The organism is Microbispora hainanensis (assembly GCF_036186745.1).
Classification (GTDB): Bacteria; Actinomycetota; Actinomycetes; order Streptosporangiales; family Streptosporangiaceae; genus Microbispora.
The window spans coordinates 2,612,198-2,627,495 of record NZ_CP108086.1 but is presented as its reverse complement, the minus strand read 5'-3'; the positions used below and the strand labels follow the sequence as shown (position 1 = coordinate 2,627,495).

The window sequence follows — 15,298 nt, the reverse complement described above, 5'->3', positions numbered from 1 at the left end:
CCCCTGGTGGGATGGTGCGATGGCACGGATGGCGCGGATCGCGGGGGTGACCGCCGTTTCCGAAGCTCGACGTGGCGAGCCGCGCCCAGCTCGCCGGGCTGGACCTGTCCTGAGGGGCACACCGCCGAACTTGTGGCCCGACATCACCTGTTTGTCAGGCATTGTCGCGTCTGGCGGGACATACTGAACCCGACCCCGTAGAAGCGCAGGGGAGGGCCGGCATGAAGGCCGAGGAACGCTGGCAGGCCAGGTTCCGGGCACCCCGCGTGACCCTGCCCACGTGGGCGCGCCAGGCGCCGCAGCGGGCCGTCTATCGCGGCAACGCCTCGGGCTCCTGGGAGATCTACGCCTGGGACCGGGCGAGCGGCCAGACCCGCCAGGTCACCGACCACCCCCACGGCACCCGCCATGGCGCGATCGACCCCACCGGCCAGTGGATCTGGTGGTTCGGCGACACACCCGGCGACACCGACGGTTATGACGATGGGTTCGGTGTGTGGTCGCGCCAGCCGTTCCACGGCGGCCCGGACGTGCCCCTGGCCATGCCGCCCGGCCACCCCTGCGGCCTCGCGCTCGCCTCCGACGGCGCCGCGGCCGTCGGCCGCTCCTCCCGGGACGGCTTCGAGATCCTGCTGGCCAGGCCGGGAAGCGAGCCGGTCACGCTGTATCGCCACGACGAGTACGCCGCGGTCGCGGACATGTCGCTCGACGGCTCGCTCATCGCCGTCAACCACAGCGAGCACGGCGACGTCATGCACCCCGCCCTGCGGGTGATCAGGGCGAACGGCTCGACGGTCGCCGAGCTGAACGACGGGCCGGGCCGCGGTGTGACCGGCGGCAGGTTCGCCCCCGTCCCCGGCGACCGGCGCCTGCTCGTCCTGCACGAGCGCCGGGGCCGCCGCGAACCGCTCGTGTGGGACCCGGTCACCGGCGAGCAGCGGGAGATCTGGCTGCGGGTGCGCGGCGAGATCTCCGCGGACTGGTACGACGACGGCCGGGCGCTGCTCATCATCCACACCCAGCGGGGACGCACCGAACTGCTCCGCTACGACCTCGCCGGAGGCGGCCTCACCCCGATCGAGAGCCCGCACGGGGTGATCGAGGCGGCCGCGCCACGCCCCGACGGCACCGTCGAGTACGCCTGGTCGAGCGCCGCCCACCCGCCGGTCGTCAAGTCGAGCAACGGCCACGTGGTCTTCAGCCCCGGGCGCACGCCGCCGCCGTCCGTGCCGCTGGAGGACATCGACGTGGAGGGCCCCGGCGGGCGCATCCACGCCCTCGTCTCCCGGCCGGAGCGGGTGGCCGCGCCCTACCCCACGGTGTTCCTCCTGCGCAGCACGCTGCCGGGGTTCGGCGGCGGCCCGGGCGGCCAGGACGACGACTCGTTCCGGCCGCAGGTCGCGGCATGGGTCGACAGCGGCTTCGCGGTGATCAGGGTGAACCACCGGGGTTCGGCCGGGTACGGCTCGGCCTGGCGCGATGCCCTGCGCGGCGACATCGGCCACATCGAGCTGGCCGACGTGGCGGCGGTACGCGAGTGGGCGGTGGAGCGCGGCATCGCCGACCCCGACCGTCTCGTGCTCGCCGGCCGGGCGTGGGGCGGTTACCTGACCCTGCTGGCGCTCGGCACCCAGCCGAAGTCGTGGGCGGCGGGGATCGCCGCCATGCCGATCGCCGACCACGCGGCGGCGTACGAGGACGAGGCCGAATGCCTGCGCGCGGCCCACCGGGCGCTGCTGGGCGGCTCCCCGGCCGAGGTGCCCGAGCGATACGCCGCGTCCTCCCCGATCACCTACGCCGACATGGTGCAGGCGCCGCTGCTGATCCTCACGGGCGCGAACGACCCGCGCGGCCCGGCGCGGCAGGTCGAACGCTACGTGCGGGCCCTGGCGGACCACGGCAGGGAGGCGTGCGTCCACCGGTGCGGCGCCGGGCCGGGCACGTCGATGGTGGAGGAGCGGGTGCACCAGATGGCCGCGTCGATCGACTTCGCCGTCCGCACCCTGGGCCGTTCCTAGCGGCTGTCCCGCGAACCTCTGCCGGCCGGTCACCGCGCCGGAAGGAACCTCCGTCTTCGGCGGGGCGGCAGCCGCGCGCCGGAAGAAAACCCTCCGGCTAGGGCGCGCGCAGGACGAGGATGGCCAGGTCGTCGGCGCTCGGCTCGGGCGCGAAGTCCTGTACGGCGCGGCGGATGCGCTCGGCCACCGCGCGGGCGGACAGATCGACGCACTCCGCCAGCAGCTTGGCGAGGCCGCCGTCGTCGTCGAGCAGCCGATCGCCCGCGCGCCGCTCGGTCACCCCGTCGGTCACGCCCAGCAGCACGTCGCCGGGGGTGAGCCGCAGGTTGTCCTCCTGGAACTTCGCCTCGGGGAACACCCCGAGCAACGACTGCGGCGAGGCGACGACCTCCACGATGCCGTTCGGCCGCAGCCGCAGGGCCTCCGGATGCCCGGCCGAGACGAGGCGGATGTCGAGGCCCTCCGGCACGACCGTGATCTGCCCGTGCAGCAGCGTCAGGAAGCGGGCGCGCTCCCCCTCCTCCAGGATGGCCTGGTTGAGCCGGCCCACGACGGCGGCCACGCCGTACCCCTCGCGGGCCAGCAGCCGCAGCGTGTGCCGGGCCAGGCCGGTGACCGCGGCGGCCTCGGGTCCGGTGCCGCAGACGTCGCCGATCGCGAAGCGCCAGACCCCGTCGGCGATCGGGAACAGGTCGTAGAAGTCCCCGCCGACCTCGTTGTTCTCCCCGGCCGGCTCGTAGATGACGTGGAAGTCGAGCCCGGGGGTCGTGGGCTCGTCGGGCGGCAGGAGACTGCGCTGCAGCGCCCGGTTGGCCGCCGCCTGCTGCGCGTACAGGCGGGCGTTGTCGAGCGCGAGCGCCGCGCGCCTGCTGAGGTCCTCGGCGATCTGCATGGCCTCGTCGGGGAAGCGGTCGCGCCGGCCGAGGCACATCACGCCGAGCCGCCGCCCCCGGGCGGTCAGCGGGTAGGCGAGCGCCTGCCAGTCGCTCATCGGCAGCACGGCGGGGTCGTCGTCGCCCGGCAGCGCGATCTCCTCCAGCTCGTCGCGCATGGGGTCGATCTGGGTCTCGTCCGCGTGCCAGAGGTAGGCGGGCCGCAGCTCCCCCATCCCGTCCTGGTCGGTGTAGACGGCGCACCAGCTCGCCAGGCGGGGCACCACGATCTGGGCGATGATCGCCGGGACCATGTCCGGGTTGAGCGTGCCCGCGAGCAGGTCGCTCGCGTCGGCGAGGAAGCCCAGCCAGCCGGGGCCGTGCGCGGCCTCCAGCAGCCACTCGTCGCTCTGCACCGGCTCCCCGCCCGGCAGCTCCAGGCGGGCCCAGCGGGTGCGCAACGACGAGGTGAAGGTGACGCCCCACGTGATCGCGTCGGCCGGCGGCCCGAAGTCGTGGCCGTCCGCCTTCTCCCGCACCTCTATCTGGACGGACTCGCCGTGGTGGAGCCACACGACCTCGAAGGGCGCGCCGACGGCGTCCGCGACCAGTTCGCCCACCAGGCGCTCGGCTTGGGGATACACGGACATCGCGGCCCACGCGGTCATCACCTCGCGCGTGAACCGCTTTACTTCGGGTACGGCCGTCTCGCCCGGCGTGAAGGACGCCGCGAGGACGGCTCGAGGGGTAGTCGCCACCACCATTGTGCTTACCACACTTCCTGCTGACTTCGGGTCAAGCAAGGGGCCCCGCACCCCACGGAACGTGACAGACTGGCATGGAGTCCGCGGCTGGACAGGCCGTATCAGGCCGAACGCCTTGGTCGCGTCAGCCCCGTCGGGGTAAAGGAGGCTAAATGTCGCCCGCCAACGCCGAGCTGGCCGGGACCGAACGGGTCTACCGCGAATCCGATCTCGTGCCGTTCCTGGAAACGCTCATCACATGGCGTGACGGCGACTTCCGCCGTCGCGTCTCCCACGCCCCGCCGGGCATCCTCAGCGAGATCCGGCTGCTGCTCAACGAGGTGGCCGACCGGCGCGAACACCTCGCCAACGAGCTCGCCCGGGTCCGCCGCGAGATCGTCAAGGAGGGCCGTTTCACCGAACGGCTGAGCCCCGGGCCGGGCGTCGGCGCGTGGGCGGAGAGCGTGGGCTCGGTCAACGAGCTCATCGATGCCATCGTGACGCCGGTCAGCGGCGCCGCCGACGTCATCGACGCGGTGGCCAAGGGCGACCTGTCCCGCCGGATCGACGTGGACCGCGCGGCCCGGGGCGAGGTACGCCGCCTGGGCAAGGCCATCAACGGCATGGTCGACCAGCTCTCCCTGTTCACCTCCGAGGTGACGCGGGTCACCCGCGACCTCGGCACCGAGGGCAAGCTGGGCGGCCGGGCCAACCTGCGCGGCATGTCGGGAAGCTGGCGCGATCTCACCGAGGCCGTCAACACGATGTCCGACCGCGTCTCCGCGCAGGTCCGCGACATCGCCGAGGTGACGACCGGAGTCGCGCGAGGCGACCTGAGCCGCAAGGTCACCGTCGACGCCGTCGGCGAGATGCTGGAGCTGAAGCACACCGTCAACACGATGGTCGACCAGCTCTCGGCGTTCGCCGAGGAGGTCACCCGCGTCGCCCGCGAGGTCGGCACCGAGGGCAAGCTGGGCGGCCAGGCACAGGTGCGCGGTGTGTCGGGGGTCTGGAAGGACCTCACCGACAACGTCAACTTCATGGCCAACAACCTGACCTCCCAGGTGCGCCAGATCGCCGTCGTCTCCACCGCCGTCGCGCAGGGCAACCTGACCAAGAAGATCACCGTAGACGCCCAGGGCGAGATCCTCGAACTCAAGGAGACCCTCAACACGATGGTCGACCAGCTCTCGGCGTTCGCGGACGAGGTCACCCGCGTCGCCCGCGAGGTCGGCACCGAGGGCAAGCTGGGCGGCCGTGCGGAAGTGAAGGGCGTGTCGGGCGTCTGGAAGGACCTCACCGACAACGTCAACTCGATGGCCAACAACCTGACCTATCAGGTGCGCAACATCGCCCAGGTCACCACCGCCGTCGCCAACGGCGACTTCACCCGCAAGATCGACGTCGACGCCCAGGGCGAGATGCTCGAACTCAAGAGCACCATGAACACCATGGTCGACCAGCTCTCCTCGTTCGCCTCCGAGGTGACCCGCGTCGCCCGCGAGGTCGGCACCGAGGGACGGCTGGGCGGCCAGGCACAGGTGCGCGGCGTGTCGGGGATCTGGAAGGACCTCACCGACAACGTCAACTTCATGGCGAACAACCTGACGTCGCAGATCCGTCAGATCGCCGTCGTGTCCACCGCGGTGGCGCAGGGCAACCTGTCCAAGAAGATCACCGTGGACGCCCAGGGCGAGATCCTTGAGCTCAAGGACACGATGAACACGATGGTCGACCAGCTCTCGGCGTTCGCCGACGAGGTGACCCGCGTCGCCCGCGAGGTCGGCACCGAGGGACGGCTGGGCGGCCAGGCGCGCGTTCCCGGCGTGTCGGGCGTCTGGAAGGACCTCACCGACAACGTCAACTCGATGGCCAACAGCTTCACCTATCAGGTGCGCAACATCGCCCAGGTCACCACCGCCGTCGCCAACGGCGACCTGACCCGCAAGATCGACGTCGACGCCCAGGGCGAGATCCTCGAACTCAAGAGCACCATGAACACCATGGTCGACCAGCTCTCCTCGTTCGCCTCCGAGGTCACCCGCGTCGCCCGCGAGGTGGGCTCGGAGGGCCAGCTCGGCGGCCAGGCCCGGGTCGAGGGCGTCGAGGGCACCTGGAAGCGGCTCACCGAGAGCGTGAACGAGCTGGCCGGCAACCTCACCACCCAGGTGCGCGCGATCGCCCAGGTGACCAGCGCGGTCGCCCGCGGCGACCTGACCCGGTCGATCACCGTCGAGGCGCCCGGCGAGCTGGCCCAGCTCAAGGACAACATCAACACGATGGTCGCCACGCTGCGCGAGACGACCAAGACCAACCAGGAGCAGGACTGGCTCAAGTCCAACCTGGCCAGGATCTCCCGCCTGATGCAGGGCCACCGCGACCTGATCGAGGTCGCCCGCCTGATCATGAGCGAGCTCACCCCGCTCGTCTCGGCCAGCCACGGCGCCTGCTACCTGTACGACGACGGCCGGCTCAACCTCATCGCCGGGTACGGCATCCAGCCGGGCTCCACCCCCAAGCCGAGCTTCGAGCTGGGCGAGGGCATCATCGGCCAGGCCGCGCTGGAGGCCAAGCAGGTCATCCTCGAAGGCGTGCCGGTCGACTCGATCACGGTCGAGACCGGGCTCAGCCGGTCGAACCCGGCGCAGATCGTCGTGCTGCCGATCCTCTTCGAGAACAAGGTGCTCGGCGTCCTGGAGATGGCCTCGTTCACCCAGTTCAGCGAGGTCCACCTGGCGTTCCTCACCCAGCTCGTCGAGACCATCGGGGTCACGATCAACACGATCATGGCCAACTCCCGCACCGAAGACCTGCTCACCGAGTCGCAGCGGCTCGCGATCGAGCTGCAGGAGCGCTCCGACGAGCTGCAGCGCCAGCAGGAGGAGCTGCGCCGGTCCAACGCCGAGCTGGAGGACAAGGCGGCGCTGCTGGCCAAGCAGAACCGCGCGATCGAGATCCAGAACTTCCAGATCGAGCAGGCCCGGCGGACGCTGGAGGAGCGGGCCGAGCAGCTCGCGGTGTCCTCGCGCTACAAGTCCGAGTTCCTCGCCAACATGTCCCACGAGCTGCGCACCCCGCTCAACAGCCTGCTCGTGCTCGCCAAGCTGCTGACCGAGAACGACGAGGGCAACCTCACCCCGCAGCAGGTGGAGTTCGCCCGGACCATCCACGACGCCGGCTCCGCGCTGCTCCAGCTGATCAACGACATCCTCGACCTGACGAAGGTCGAGGCCGGCCGCATGGACATCCATCCGCAGACGATGTCGCTGTCCGCTCTGGTCGACTACATGGAGGCCACCTTCGCGCCGCTCGCGCAGGACAAGGGCCTGTCGTTCACGGTCCAGGTCGACCCCTCCGTTCCCGACGACCTGAGCAGCGACGAGCAGCGGCTGCAGCAGGTGCTGCGCAACCTGCTGTCCAACGCGGTGAAGTTCACCCACGAGGGCGAGGTCAGGCTGGAGGTGACCCGCGCGCCCGCCGACGTCACCTACGTGGACGAGAAGCTGCAGGGCTCGCCGGAGGGCATGCTGGCCTTCCGTGTCGTCGACACCGGCATCGGCATCGCGCCGGACAAGCTCGAAGTGATCTTCGAGCAGTTCCGCCAGGCCGACGGCACGACCAGCCGCAAGTACGGCGGCACCGGCCTCGGCCTGTCGATCTGCCGGGAGATCGCCCGCCTGCTCGGCGGCGAGATCCACGTGCAGAGCGTCCCCGGAGAGGGCAGCACGTTCACGCTCTATCTGCCCTCGGACTACTCGGGGCCGCTCGCCGCGCCCGACGGCGGCGCGATCGCCACCCCCACGGAGCCGGACGTCCGTGAGGACGAGGTGCCCGAGCTGCACATCAAGGACATCCTCCCGGAGATCCCCCTCCCGACCGACCTCCCGGTCCCCCCGTACACGCCGCTGGTGGACGGCAACGACTGGCAGGGTGAAGATCCGCTGTCCGGGGCAAAGATCCTCATTGTGGACGACGACATCCGCAACGTCTTCGCGCTGACCAGCGTGCTGGAGCGGCACGGCTCGACCGTCGTGTACGCCGAGAACGGCCGCGAGGGCATCGAGCAGCTCGAACGCAACGAGGACGTGGCGCTCGTGCTGATGGACATCATGATGCCCGAGATGGACGGCTGGGCCACGACCTCGGCGATCCGCACCATGCCGCAGTTCGCCGACCTGCCGATCATCGCGCTGACGGCGAAGGTCATGCGGGGAGACCGCGAGAAGAGCATCGCGTCGGGCGCGTCAGACTACGTGCCCAAGCCCGTCGACGTCGACCGGCTCCTTGAACGCCTGCGCGGATGGCTCATGCGCGGGCGCAGCGGGGGCACAGAACGATCAAGGGGCGTGCCGTCCCCAGAGTCCCGAGACTCCCAGGAGGCATGATCAATGCCCGACCGCGCCAGGGTCCTGCTGGTCGACGACCGCGAGGAGAACCTGATCGCCCTGGAGGCGATCCTCAGCTCGCTGGACGTCGTGCCCGTACGGGCCCGGTCCGGTGAGGAGGCGCTGAAGGCCCTCCTGTCCACCGACTTCGCCCTGATCCTGCTCGACGTGCGCATGCCGGGCATGGACGGCTTCGAGACCGCCGCGCACATCAAGCGGCGAGAGCGCACCAGGAACATCCCGATCATCTTCCTGACCGTGGTCGACAGCGCCCCCGACTACGCCTTCCGCGGGTACGCCGCGGGGGCCGTCGACTACCTCACCAAGCCGTTCGACCCCTGGGTGCTGCGGGCCAAGGTCGCCGTGTTCGTGGAGCTCTACACGATGAACCGGCGGCTCGCCGAGCAGGCCGCGTTGCTGCGCGAACGCCTGTCGAACGAGCTGCCGGGCGGCGGCGACCACACCTCCGTGCTGGCCGAGCTGTCCAGCCGCGTCACCGCCGTGGAGGACGAGCTGCGGCGGGTGCGGGAGCTGGCGGACAAGTCCGGCGACACGCCCCTGAACGGCGCCGTCACCGAGCTGGGCGAGCGCGTCGCCCACCTGCGCGCCGGGTTCGACGCCCTCGGCTGACGACCGCGCGTCGCGACCGGACCGTTACGGTCGGTCACGGCCCGGCGTTTCGAGGGGATCAGCGGCGGGCGCGCTCCAGGGCGTCCCAGAAGCCGCGGCGCAGGGCGTGCCGGACCTCGTCGTGCAGCAGGAAGTCGATCGGCAGCGAGGACCCCTGCAGCAGGCGGGCCTCCAGGTCGGACGGCATCCGCGGCTTGCGGGCGAGCACGGCCTCCAACCAGAGCGCGGGGGCGTCCCTGGCGACCGACTCGCCGAAGTCGTGGCCCTCCTTGTGCGCCGCCTTCACCGCCTCGGCGAGCGTCGTGGTGCCTCCCGTGTGGACCGGCACCGGCGCGGGCTGCGGACCCGTGTACGGCCCGAGCTGCGAGGGCGAGTAGCCCGTGGAGCCGGAGCCGTACTGGCTCTGCGCCGGGCTGCCCACCGGGCTGCTCGGTGGGGTCTGGACGGGCGGCGACGGCGGTGACGGAGGGGTGGACGCCGGTGGGGCAGGCAGCGGGGTGCTCGCGGACGGCTGGGCCTGGCGCTGCTGCTGGGGCGGCTGGGCGGGCTGCTGCGACTCGGGCGAGTAGCCGTTGTAGACCGGCGGGGACGGCTGCGCGGGCAGCGCCGGACGCGCGTGGGCGGCCGAGGACCGCCCACCGCTGTGCGCCCCAGTGCTGCCGGCGGAGCCGGCATTGAGAGAGCCCGTGCCGTGCGAAGCAGTGCCGTGAGAGCCCGTGCTCTGGGAGCCCGCGCCGTGAGAACCCGAACCGTGAGAACCCGAACCGGGGGAACCCGAGCCGGGGGAACCAGCGCCGCGAGAACCCGTGCCCTGGGAGCCGACGCCATGAGAGCCGGCACCGTGGGCACCGGAGTCGTGCGTGCCCATGCCGTTGACACCCATGCTGTTGGTGCCCATGCCGTTCGCGCCTGGACCGGGAGCACCGATGCCGGGGACACCCGAGTCATGAGTGGCCATGCCGTTGACGCCCATGCCGGACGCACCCATGCCATGGGCGCCCGAGTCGTGCGTGCTCATACCGGGAGCGCTCATATTGGGGGCGCTCATATTGGGGACGCCCGTGCCGTGAGCGCCGCCTCTCTGCGCACCGCTTCCCTGGGCGCTGTCCGCGGGAGTGCCGCTCCCGGGGACGCCGGTGCCATGCGAGCCGCCGCTGGGGGTGCCCGTGCCGGGCGCTCCAGTGGCGTTCGGCTGGGGGAGGTTCGACACCCCGCCGGAAACGCCCAGGTCGTACGACGCGCTCTGGGGGAGGGCGCCGTGCGCTCCCGCCACCGGGGCCGTCCCACTGGGAAGGCCGGGAGAGTGGCTCCCCTGCGACGGGATGCCGTTCTGCTGGGAGCTGTTCGGCTGTGTCCCGTTGTGCTGTGTCCCGTTGTGCTGTGTCCCGTTGTGCTGTGTCCCGTTCTGCAGGGAGCCGTTCTGCAGGGAGCCGTTCGGCTGGGAGCCGTTGAGGTGCGTCCCGTTGGACAGCGAGCCGTTGCCGAGGGGAACGAGGCCGTTGCCGTGCGACTGGCCGTTGCCGAGGCCGGGGCCCGGGTCCGCTCCGGTGAGCATCGTGACGTACGGCCGGAGGTGGCCGCTCGCGATCTCGACGAGGTCGTCGCACTCCTGCCGCAGAGTGCGGGCCGCCGACCATGCGCCGTCGGCGGCGATCTGCATGACGGTCACGCGGATGCCGAGGTCCTGCGCGTCGCTCACCACCTGGGCGAGGTCCTCGTCGCCGCTCACCACGACCGCGTCGCAGACCGCGTTGTTGCGCGCCAGCGTCATGAGGTCGCGGTGGACCTGGGCGTCCACGCCCTCCCGGCGGCCCGGCCGGATCCGGCCGAGGCGGAGCTTGAGCCCGGGGATGTCCGCCAGCACGTCGTGCTCCGGCGTGCGGCGGCCCTCGACGGTCGCCTCATACCAGTAGCAGCGCAGGAGCGGAAGGCCCGTGCGCTCTCTTGACAGGTTGGTCAGGAGCTGCAGCAGGCCCGGATAGTCCCAGGAGACGGACTCGCGATGGCGAGTCCCGTGGACGGCCATCGCGCCGTCTGCCAGCAAGTAGCCGGCGTCAACGAACAGCGCGCAGCGATCCACGCGACACCGCCCTTCCTACGTGGCTCTCTCAGGGTAGACAAGCGTGTCTTCCCGCGAGGGTGATTCCCGGCGATTCAGCCCTCGCCCGCCTGGTGGGGGATCAGGACGCCGACAACCCTGGGATCGCAAGCGTTCACGCCGACCGTACCAGTTTGTCCGGGTATCGCCTCTCACCAATTTGGTATGGAAAAAAGCACCCCGGGAACGACCGGCCACGGCTCGAAATCCCCTTGCGGCAAGGGCTGTGCAGCAAGGGAGGCTGTCAAGACCACGTTCTCGCGCTCACGACCGCGACGCCGAAGAAGACGGGGTCGCGCCGGGTGGCGAGCTGGAGCGCGGGGCGAGGTCCCAGCAGGGCGTGCAGGGTGTCGACCGCGACGCCTCCGGCGTCTCCCTGGCCGAGGACACCCTCCGGGCTCCGGTCCGCTCCGCCGCCGGACGCGCGATCACTCATCTTGACGACCCCCGCCTTGACCCCCTCGCCGTTCCACACCATCAGGTCGATGCGCGCGGGCGCGCCGCCGGGGGCCAGCCCGTCGAGCGGGAGCCGCAGGGCCTTCTCCTCGCTCCCGATGACCGCCGCGGCGTCCAGGACCACGGCCCGGGTGTACGGCTGCCGCTCGTCCTCGGCCATCACCACCAGGCCCCAGGCCGCGTGCCGGACCGATCCCGTACGCGCCGGGGTTCCGGCGACCCACCAGCGGCCCCCGCCCGCCGTACGGACGAGAGAGGTCACGTCGGCGAACGCCTGATAGCCGGACCCGGAGGGCAGATCCCTCCGGGTGACCTCGGCGGCGTGCAGGGTCGCGTATCCCGGCGCTTTCGGCGCGCGCACCTTGATGTCGCCCGCGGGGGCCGCACCCCGGCCGCCGCCGGACCAGTAGAGACCCGCCCACAACACCCGGCTTCCGGCGGGCAGGTCGAGATCGGCGCAACTGGACGTACGCGTCGAGGGGTCTTTGTCGAGGTCCACCGGCACACTCACGCCGGAGGCCCGGCCCCGGCCGCCCGTGGCGACCCCGCAGGGAGCGGCCGGCGCGGTGCCCACGAGCGTGTTGCCGACGACCCGGGCGAGGAGGCGGCCGTCCGCGGCGAAGCGCGCGGCCGCGCCCGAGGCCCGCACTCCCACGGTCGACGAGGCGGTGGTCTCCAGCCGCCCCGACCGTATCCGCACCGTGAAGGCCCGTCCCGTGGGCGCGTCCGCCGCCACGGCCACCTTCAGGAAGATCGCCGTCACCTCACCGGCGGCGAGCGGTCCCCGGACGCACCGCACCACCTGGCCCGTCACCGAGCGGCCCGACGCCTCACACGACCAGCCGTCACCCACCGCGCTTCCCGCGTTCGCGCCCTGGCCGCTCCCTGCCGCACGCCCCTGACCGGCCCCGCCGCTCGCCCCGCTCCCCGCGTGCGCGCTCTCCGTGCCCCCGCTGGCGGCGCGCCCCTGACCCGCGCTACCGCTCGCCCCGCTCCCCGCGTTCGCGCCCTCCGTACGCCCCGGACCGACCCCGCTTCCCGCGTTCGCGCCCTGGGTGCTCCCTGCCGCACGCCCCTGACCTGTGCCGCCGCCCGGCTCGGGGGCTGCACCGTTCTGCCCGGTGACGCCCGGCTTCGTCTCGTGGCCCTGTCGCTTGCCGCCGCCCGCCGCGCGGCCTCGACCTCCGTCCTGACCCAGGTAGCGGACGCCGGGCGGCAGAGTCACCGTCGCGGTGATCTCGCCGGTGGCCGCATCACCCGCGTTGCGCAGCCGTACGGCGACGAGCCCGGTCTGGCCGCGCAGCAGGGCGCCGAGCGGATCGACGGCGGCGACGAGCGCCTCCTTCGCCTTCTTCCCGCTCCCTGCGGCCTTCTGGGCTCCGGGATGGCTCCCGCCCGACTTGGCGTGTTCACGGGCCTCACGGCCTCGCTCACCGGCCTGCCGGGGGCCCTGAGCGGTTCCTGGCCGCACTTTCGGGGCGCGATCCGCTGCCGGACGGCCCGCCTGCGGCTCGCGCCGCTCACGAGCCCCCTCCGACGTCTGCCGAGCCCCGCCCTTCGCACGGGCCTCGGCACCGCTCGCGTCCGCCTTCGAGCGAGGCTGCCCGCCCTGAGCGCTGCTCCGCGCCCCAGCCTTGGCGCTGCTTCCGGCACTGCCCTGAGCACTGCGCTGAGCGCTGCCTTGAACACTGCGCTGCGCGCTGCCAACGCTGCCTCTCGCCCCGGCCTGGCCGCCTTGGGCACCACCCTGCGCCCCGGCCTGGGCACGGTGGTCCTGGTACGGGTGACGAGAGAGCTGACGTCGCACCTGTTCCCGTTCCGGAGTCGAGGCTTTCGCGGCATCCGCAGGGCGGGAAGCCCGCTCACGATCGGCGAGGACGGTCGTGTCCGGCTCGCTCACCGGTCGCCTGCCCGCCTGCCCTGTGCTCTTCCCTGTGCTCTTCCCTGTGCCCGCCCGCTCCGAGCCCGTCTGCCCCCTGCTCGCCTGCCCTGTGCTCCCTGTGCCCGCCTGCCCCGTGCCCGTCTGCTCCGTGCCTGCCTGCGCTCTGCTGCCCTGTCCCCTGCCGTCCTGCCCGCGACCCGTGAGACGACCGCTCTCCCGACCTGCGTCCGCGTGCTGTCCGCCCTCGCGGCCTTGGACACCGGGGGCCGCCGATCGTCCGTCGTCGTGACCTGTGGCCGACGGAAGCTCACCCGAGCTACCACGGCCTTCCGCGCGTGGCGACCGCTGATCGGCACCAGGCGTCACCTCGCCGGTGATCTCGGGCATGCCGAGCGCGATGCCCGCGCCCGGCCCATCGGCATCGCTCTCCGCCGCCGGGTCGTCCACGATCTCCGGCGCCGGGCCGCTCGCGGCCGTATGGGACGCCTCCCCGCTCGGGGTCTGCGGATCGGACGGGACGCCGGCCGCGCTGGTGTCGCCCGTGGCGGCCTGCGAACGCGAGGGGCCGGCCGCCGGCTGCGGGCGGTCCAGGGCCCGTGTTCCGTCCTGTTCCCTCGTGCCGCCGGTGAAGAGCACGCCCGTCGGCTGGGCGACGAGCAGGAAGGCGGCCGTCGCGAGGGCCGCCACGGCGATGCCTCCCAGCACCGCCCGATGCGGCGTCGGCACGCTCCGCACCAGCTCGGACAGCCACACCAGCGCCGCACGCACCCGCGCGAACGCCATCCTCAGCGCCCTGCCGATCGCCGGGCCCACTTTCGAGCCCGTCTTCAGGCCCGCGATCAGGCCCGTGGTCAGGCCCGCTCGCGAGCCCGGTTCCGGGCCGACCTTCGCGTACACGCGCCCGGTCATCGCCCGCGCACGGCCCCACACCGTGCCCCAGATCGTGCTCCAGACCGTGCCCCAGACCGCGCCCGGCGCCGCGCTCGCCTTCGCCCACGCGCGCCGGATCATCGCCAGGGCCCGGCCGCAGGCCGCGCGCAGCGCGTCCGCCCGGCCGCGCGTGGGCCCCGCTGTGCCCGTCCCGTCCTCGGCTGCCCGGACGGCGCCCCGCATGCGGAGGTCCGCCCGGCCTGCCAACGCCCCGATGTGCTGGCGCACGGCCTCCAGCCGCGCCCGCGCCCGGGTGCCCACGCTGCCCACTGCCCCGCCTACTGCCCTGCCCACGGCCCTGCCGCCCACCCTGCGGCCCACCCTGCCGCCTGCCCTGCCGTTCGGCCCGCGCCCGCTCGTGCCGCCCGTCATGCCGCCGCCGTACGACCGTGCTCCCGTGACGGTCGCGGTGGCGAGATCGGCGAGGTAGCCGTCCACGGCGGGCCCGGCGACGAGCTGCCCGACGACGGCCCGCAGCTCCTGGGTGAGATCGATCATCTGGAGGAAGACCGACCGGCAGTCGATGCACTCGGCCACGTGGGCGTCGACCTCACCCGCCTCCTGCTTGGGCAGGCCGTTCTCGACGTACCGCAGGATCATGGACAGGATCGGGCGGCACTCGGCGCGCGGGCCGTTCTCCAGATGCAGCCGCAGGTACGCCTCCCGCAGCCCCTGGCGTGCCCTCCGGACGAGAAGGGCCGCGGCCCTGCCCGACAGGCCGAGCAGCGGCCCCGCGTCGGCGGGCCTGCCGCCTTCGATCTCCACGTGCCACAGCAGCGCGCGCCAGCGCTCCGGCAGCGAGCGGTACGCACGGGCGAGCGGCGAGCGCTCCAGCCCCGTGAGCTCGGGGTCCACGTAGAGGGAGTCACCGTCGGCCAGATCGGCCACTCCGGCGGCGGCGTAGCGGCGCACGGACGCCAAGAGGTAGGGCCGGAACGCGCAGGCGGGCCCGCCGCCCCGCCGCACCGCTTCGAGAACCCTCGCGAAGGCCTCGACGAGGAGATCCTCGACCGCGTCCTCGCCTTGCACGACCTGCCGCGCCAAGGACCGGGCGGCGGCCGAGTGACGCCGGTAGAGGGTCCCGAAGGCCGCCGTGTCGCCTCCCCGCACGGCCTCAAGCAGTTCCATGTCGGTATGCCGGACTTCTCTACGCATTGCGACCTCGCGATTACGATGAGTTGCACGGCCATACATTCCGCAGTCCATGTCCTGGCTAAACCGCTGGACCCTCTTTACTCTCAGTAGTCATCGCACGCCACGCCCACCCCACCCGCCCCGTACGGC

The 15,298-nt window shown here is 72.4% G+C and carries 6 protein-coding genes; 3 read left to right on the top strand and 3 right to left on the bottom strand.

Translation table 11 applies throughout. The features are described from left to right. Positions 1-221 precede the first annotated feature (221 nt). Complete coding sequence (locus OHB01_RS12225; protein WP_142649041.1) at positions 222-2,018, top strand: prolyl oligopeptidase family serine peptidase; 1,797 nt, start codon at positions 222-224, stop codon at positions 2,016-2,018. Between the two features lie 97 nt (positions 2,019-2,115). On the opposite strand, the gene OHB01_RS12220 is transcribed toward OHB01_RS12225, so the two are convergent. Then, positions 2,116-3,654: a PP2C family protein-serine/threonine phosphatase gene (locus tag OHB01_RS12220; protein ID WP_328855356.1), complete on the bottom strand. Its 1,539-nt coding sequence runs from the start codon at positions 3,652-3,654 to the stop codon at positions 2,116-2,118. Positions 3,655-3,806: 152 nt separating this feature from the next. On the opposite strand from OHB01_RS12220, the gene OHB01_RS12215 reads away from it, so the two are divergent. Together OHB01_RS12215 and OHB01_RS12210 are read left to right on the top strand one after the other, a co-directional pair. Beyond that, entirely contained in the window at positions 3,807-8,018 is a 4,212-nt protein-coding gene (locus OHB01_RS12215; protein ID WP_142649039.1) for a HAMP domain-containing protein, read from the top strand. A 3-nt stretch (positions 8,019-8,021) separates the two neighbouring features. After that, a complete protein-coding gene (locus tag OHB01_RS12210; protein ID WP_142649038.1) occupies positions 8,022-8,648 on the top strand; it encodes a response regulator in 627 nt (208 codons plus the stop codon). A 58-nt stretch (positions 8,649-8,706) separates the two neighbouring features. Here OHB01_RS12210 and OHB01_RS12205 read toward each other — a convergent pair whose 3' ends face one another. Next, the gene (locus OHB01_RS12205; protein WP_328855355.1) at positions 8,707-10,728 is read right to left on the bottom strand and encodes an NYN domain-containing protein; all 2,022 of its coding nucleotides are present in this window, start codon (positions 10,726-10,728) and stop codon (positions 8,707-8,709) included. A 262-nt stretch (positions 10,729-10,990) separates the two neighbouring features. Further along, positions 10,991-15,142, bottom strand: coding sequence for a sigma factor (locus tag OHB01_RS12200; protein WP_328855354.1), 4,152 nt, complete (start codon positions 15,140-15,142; stop codon positions 10,991-10,993). Positions 15,143-15,298: the final 156 nt, after the last annotated feature.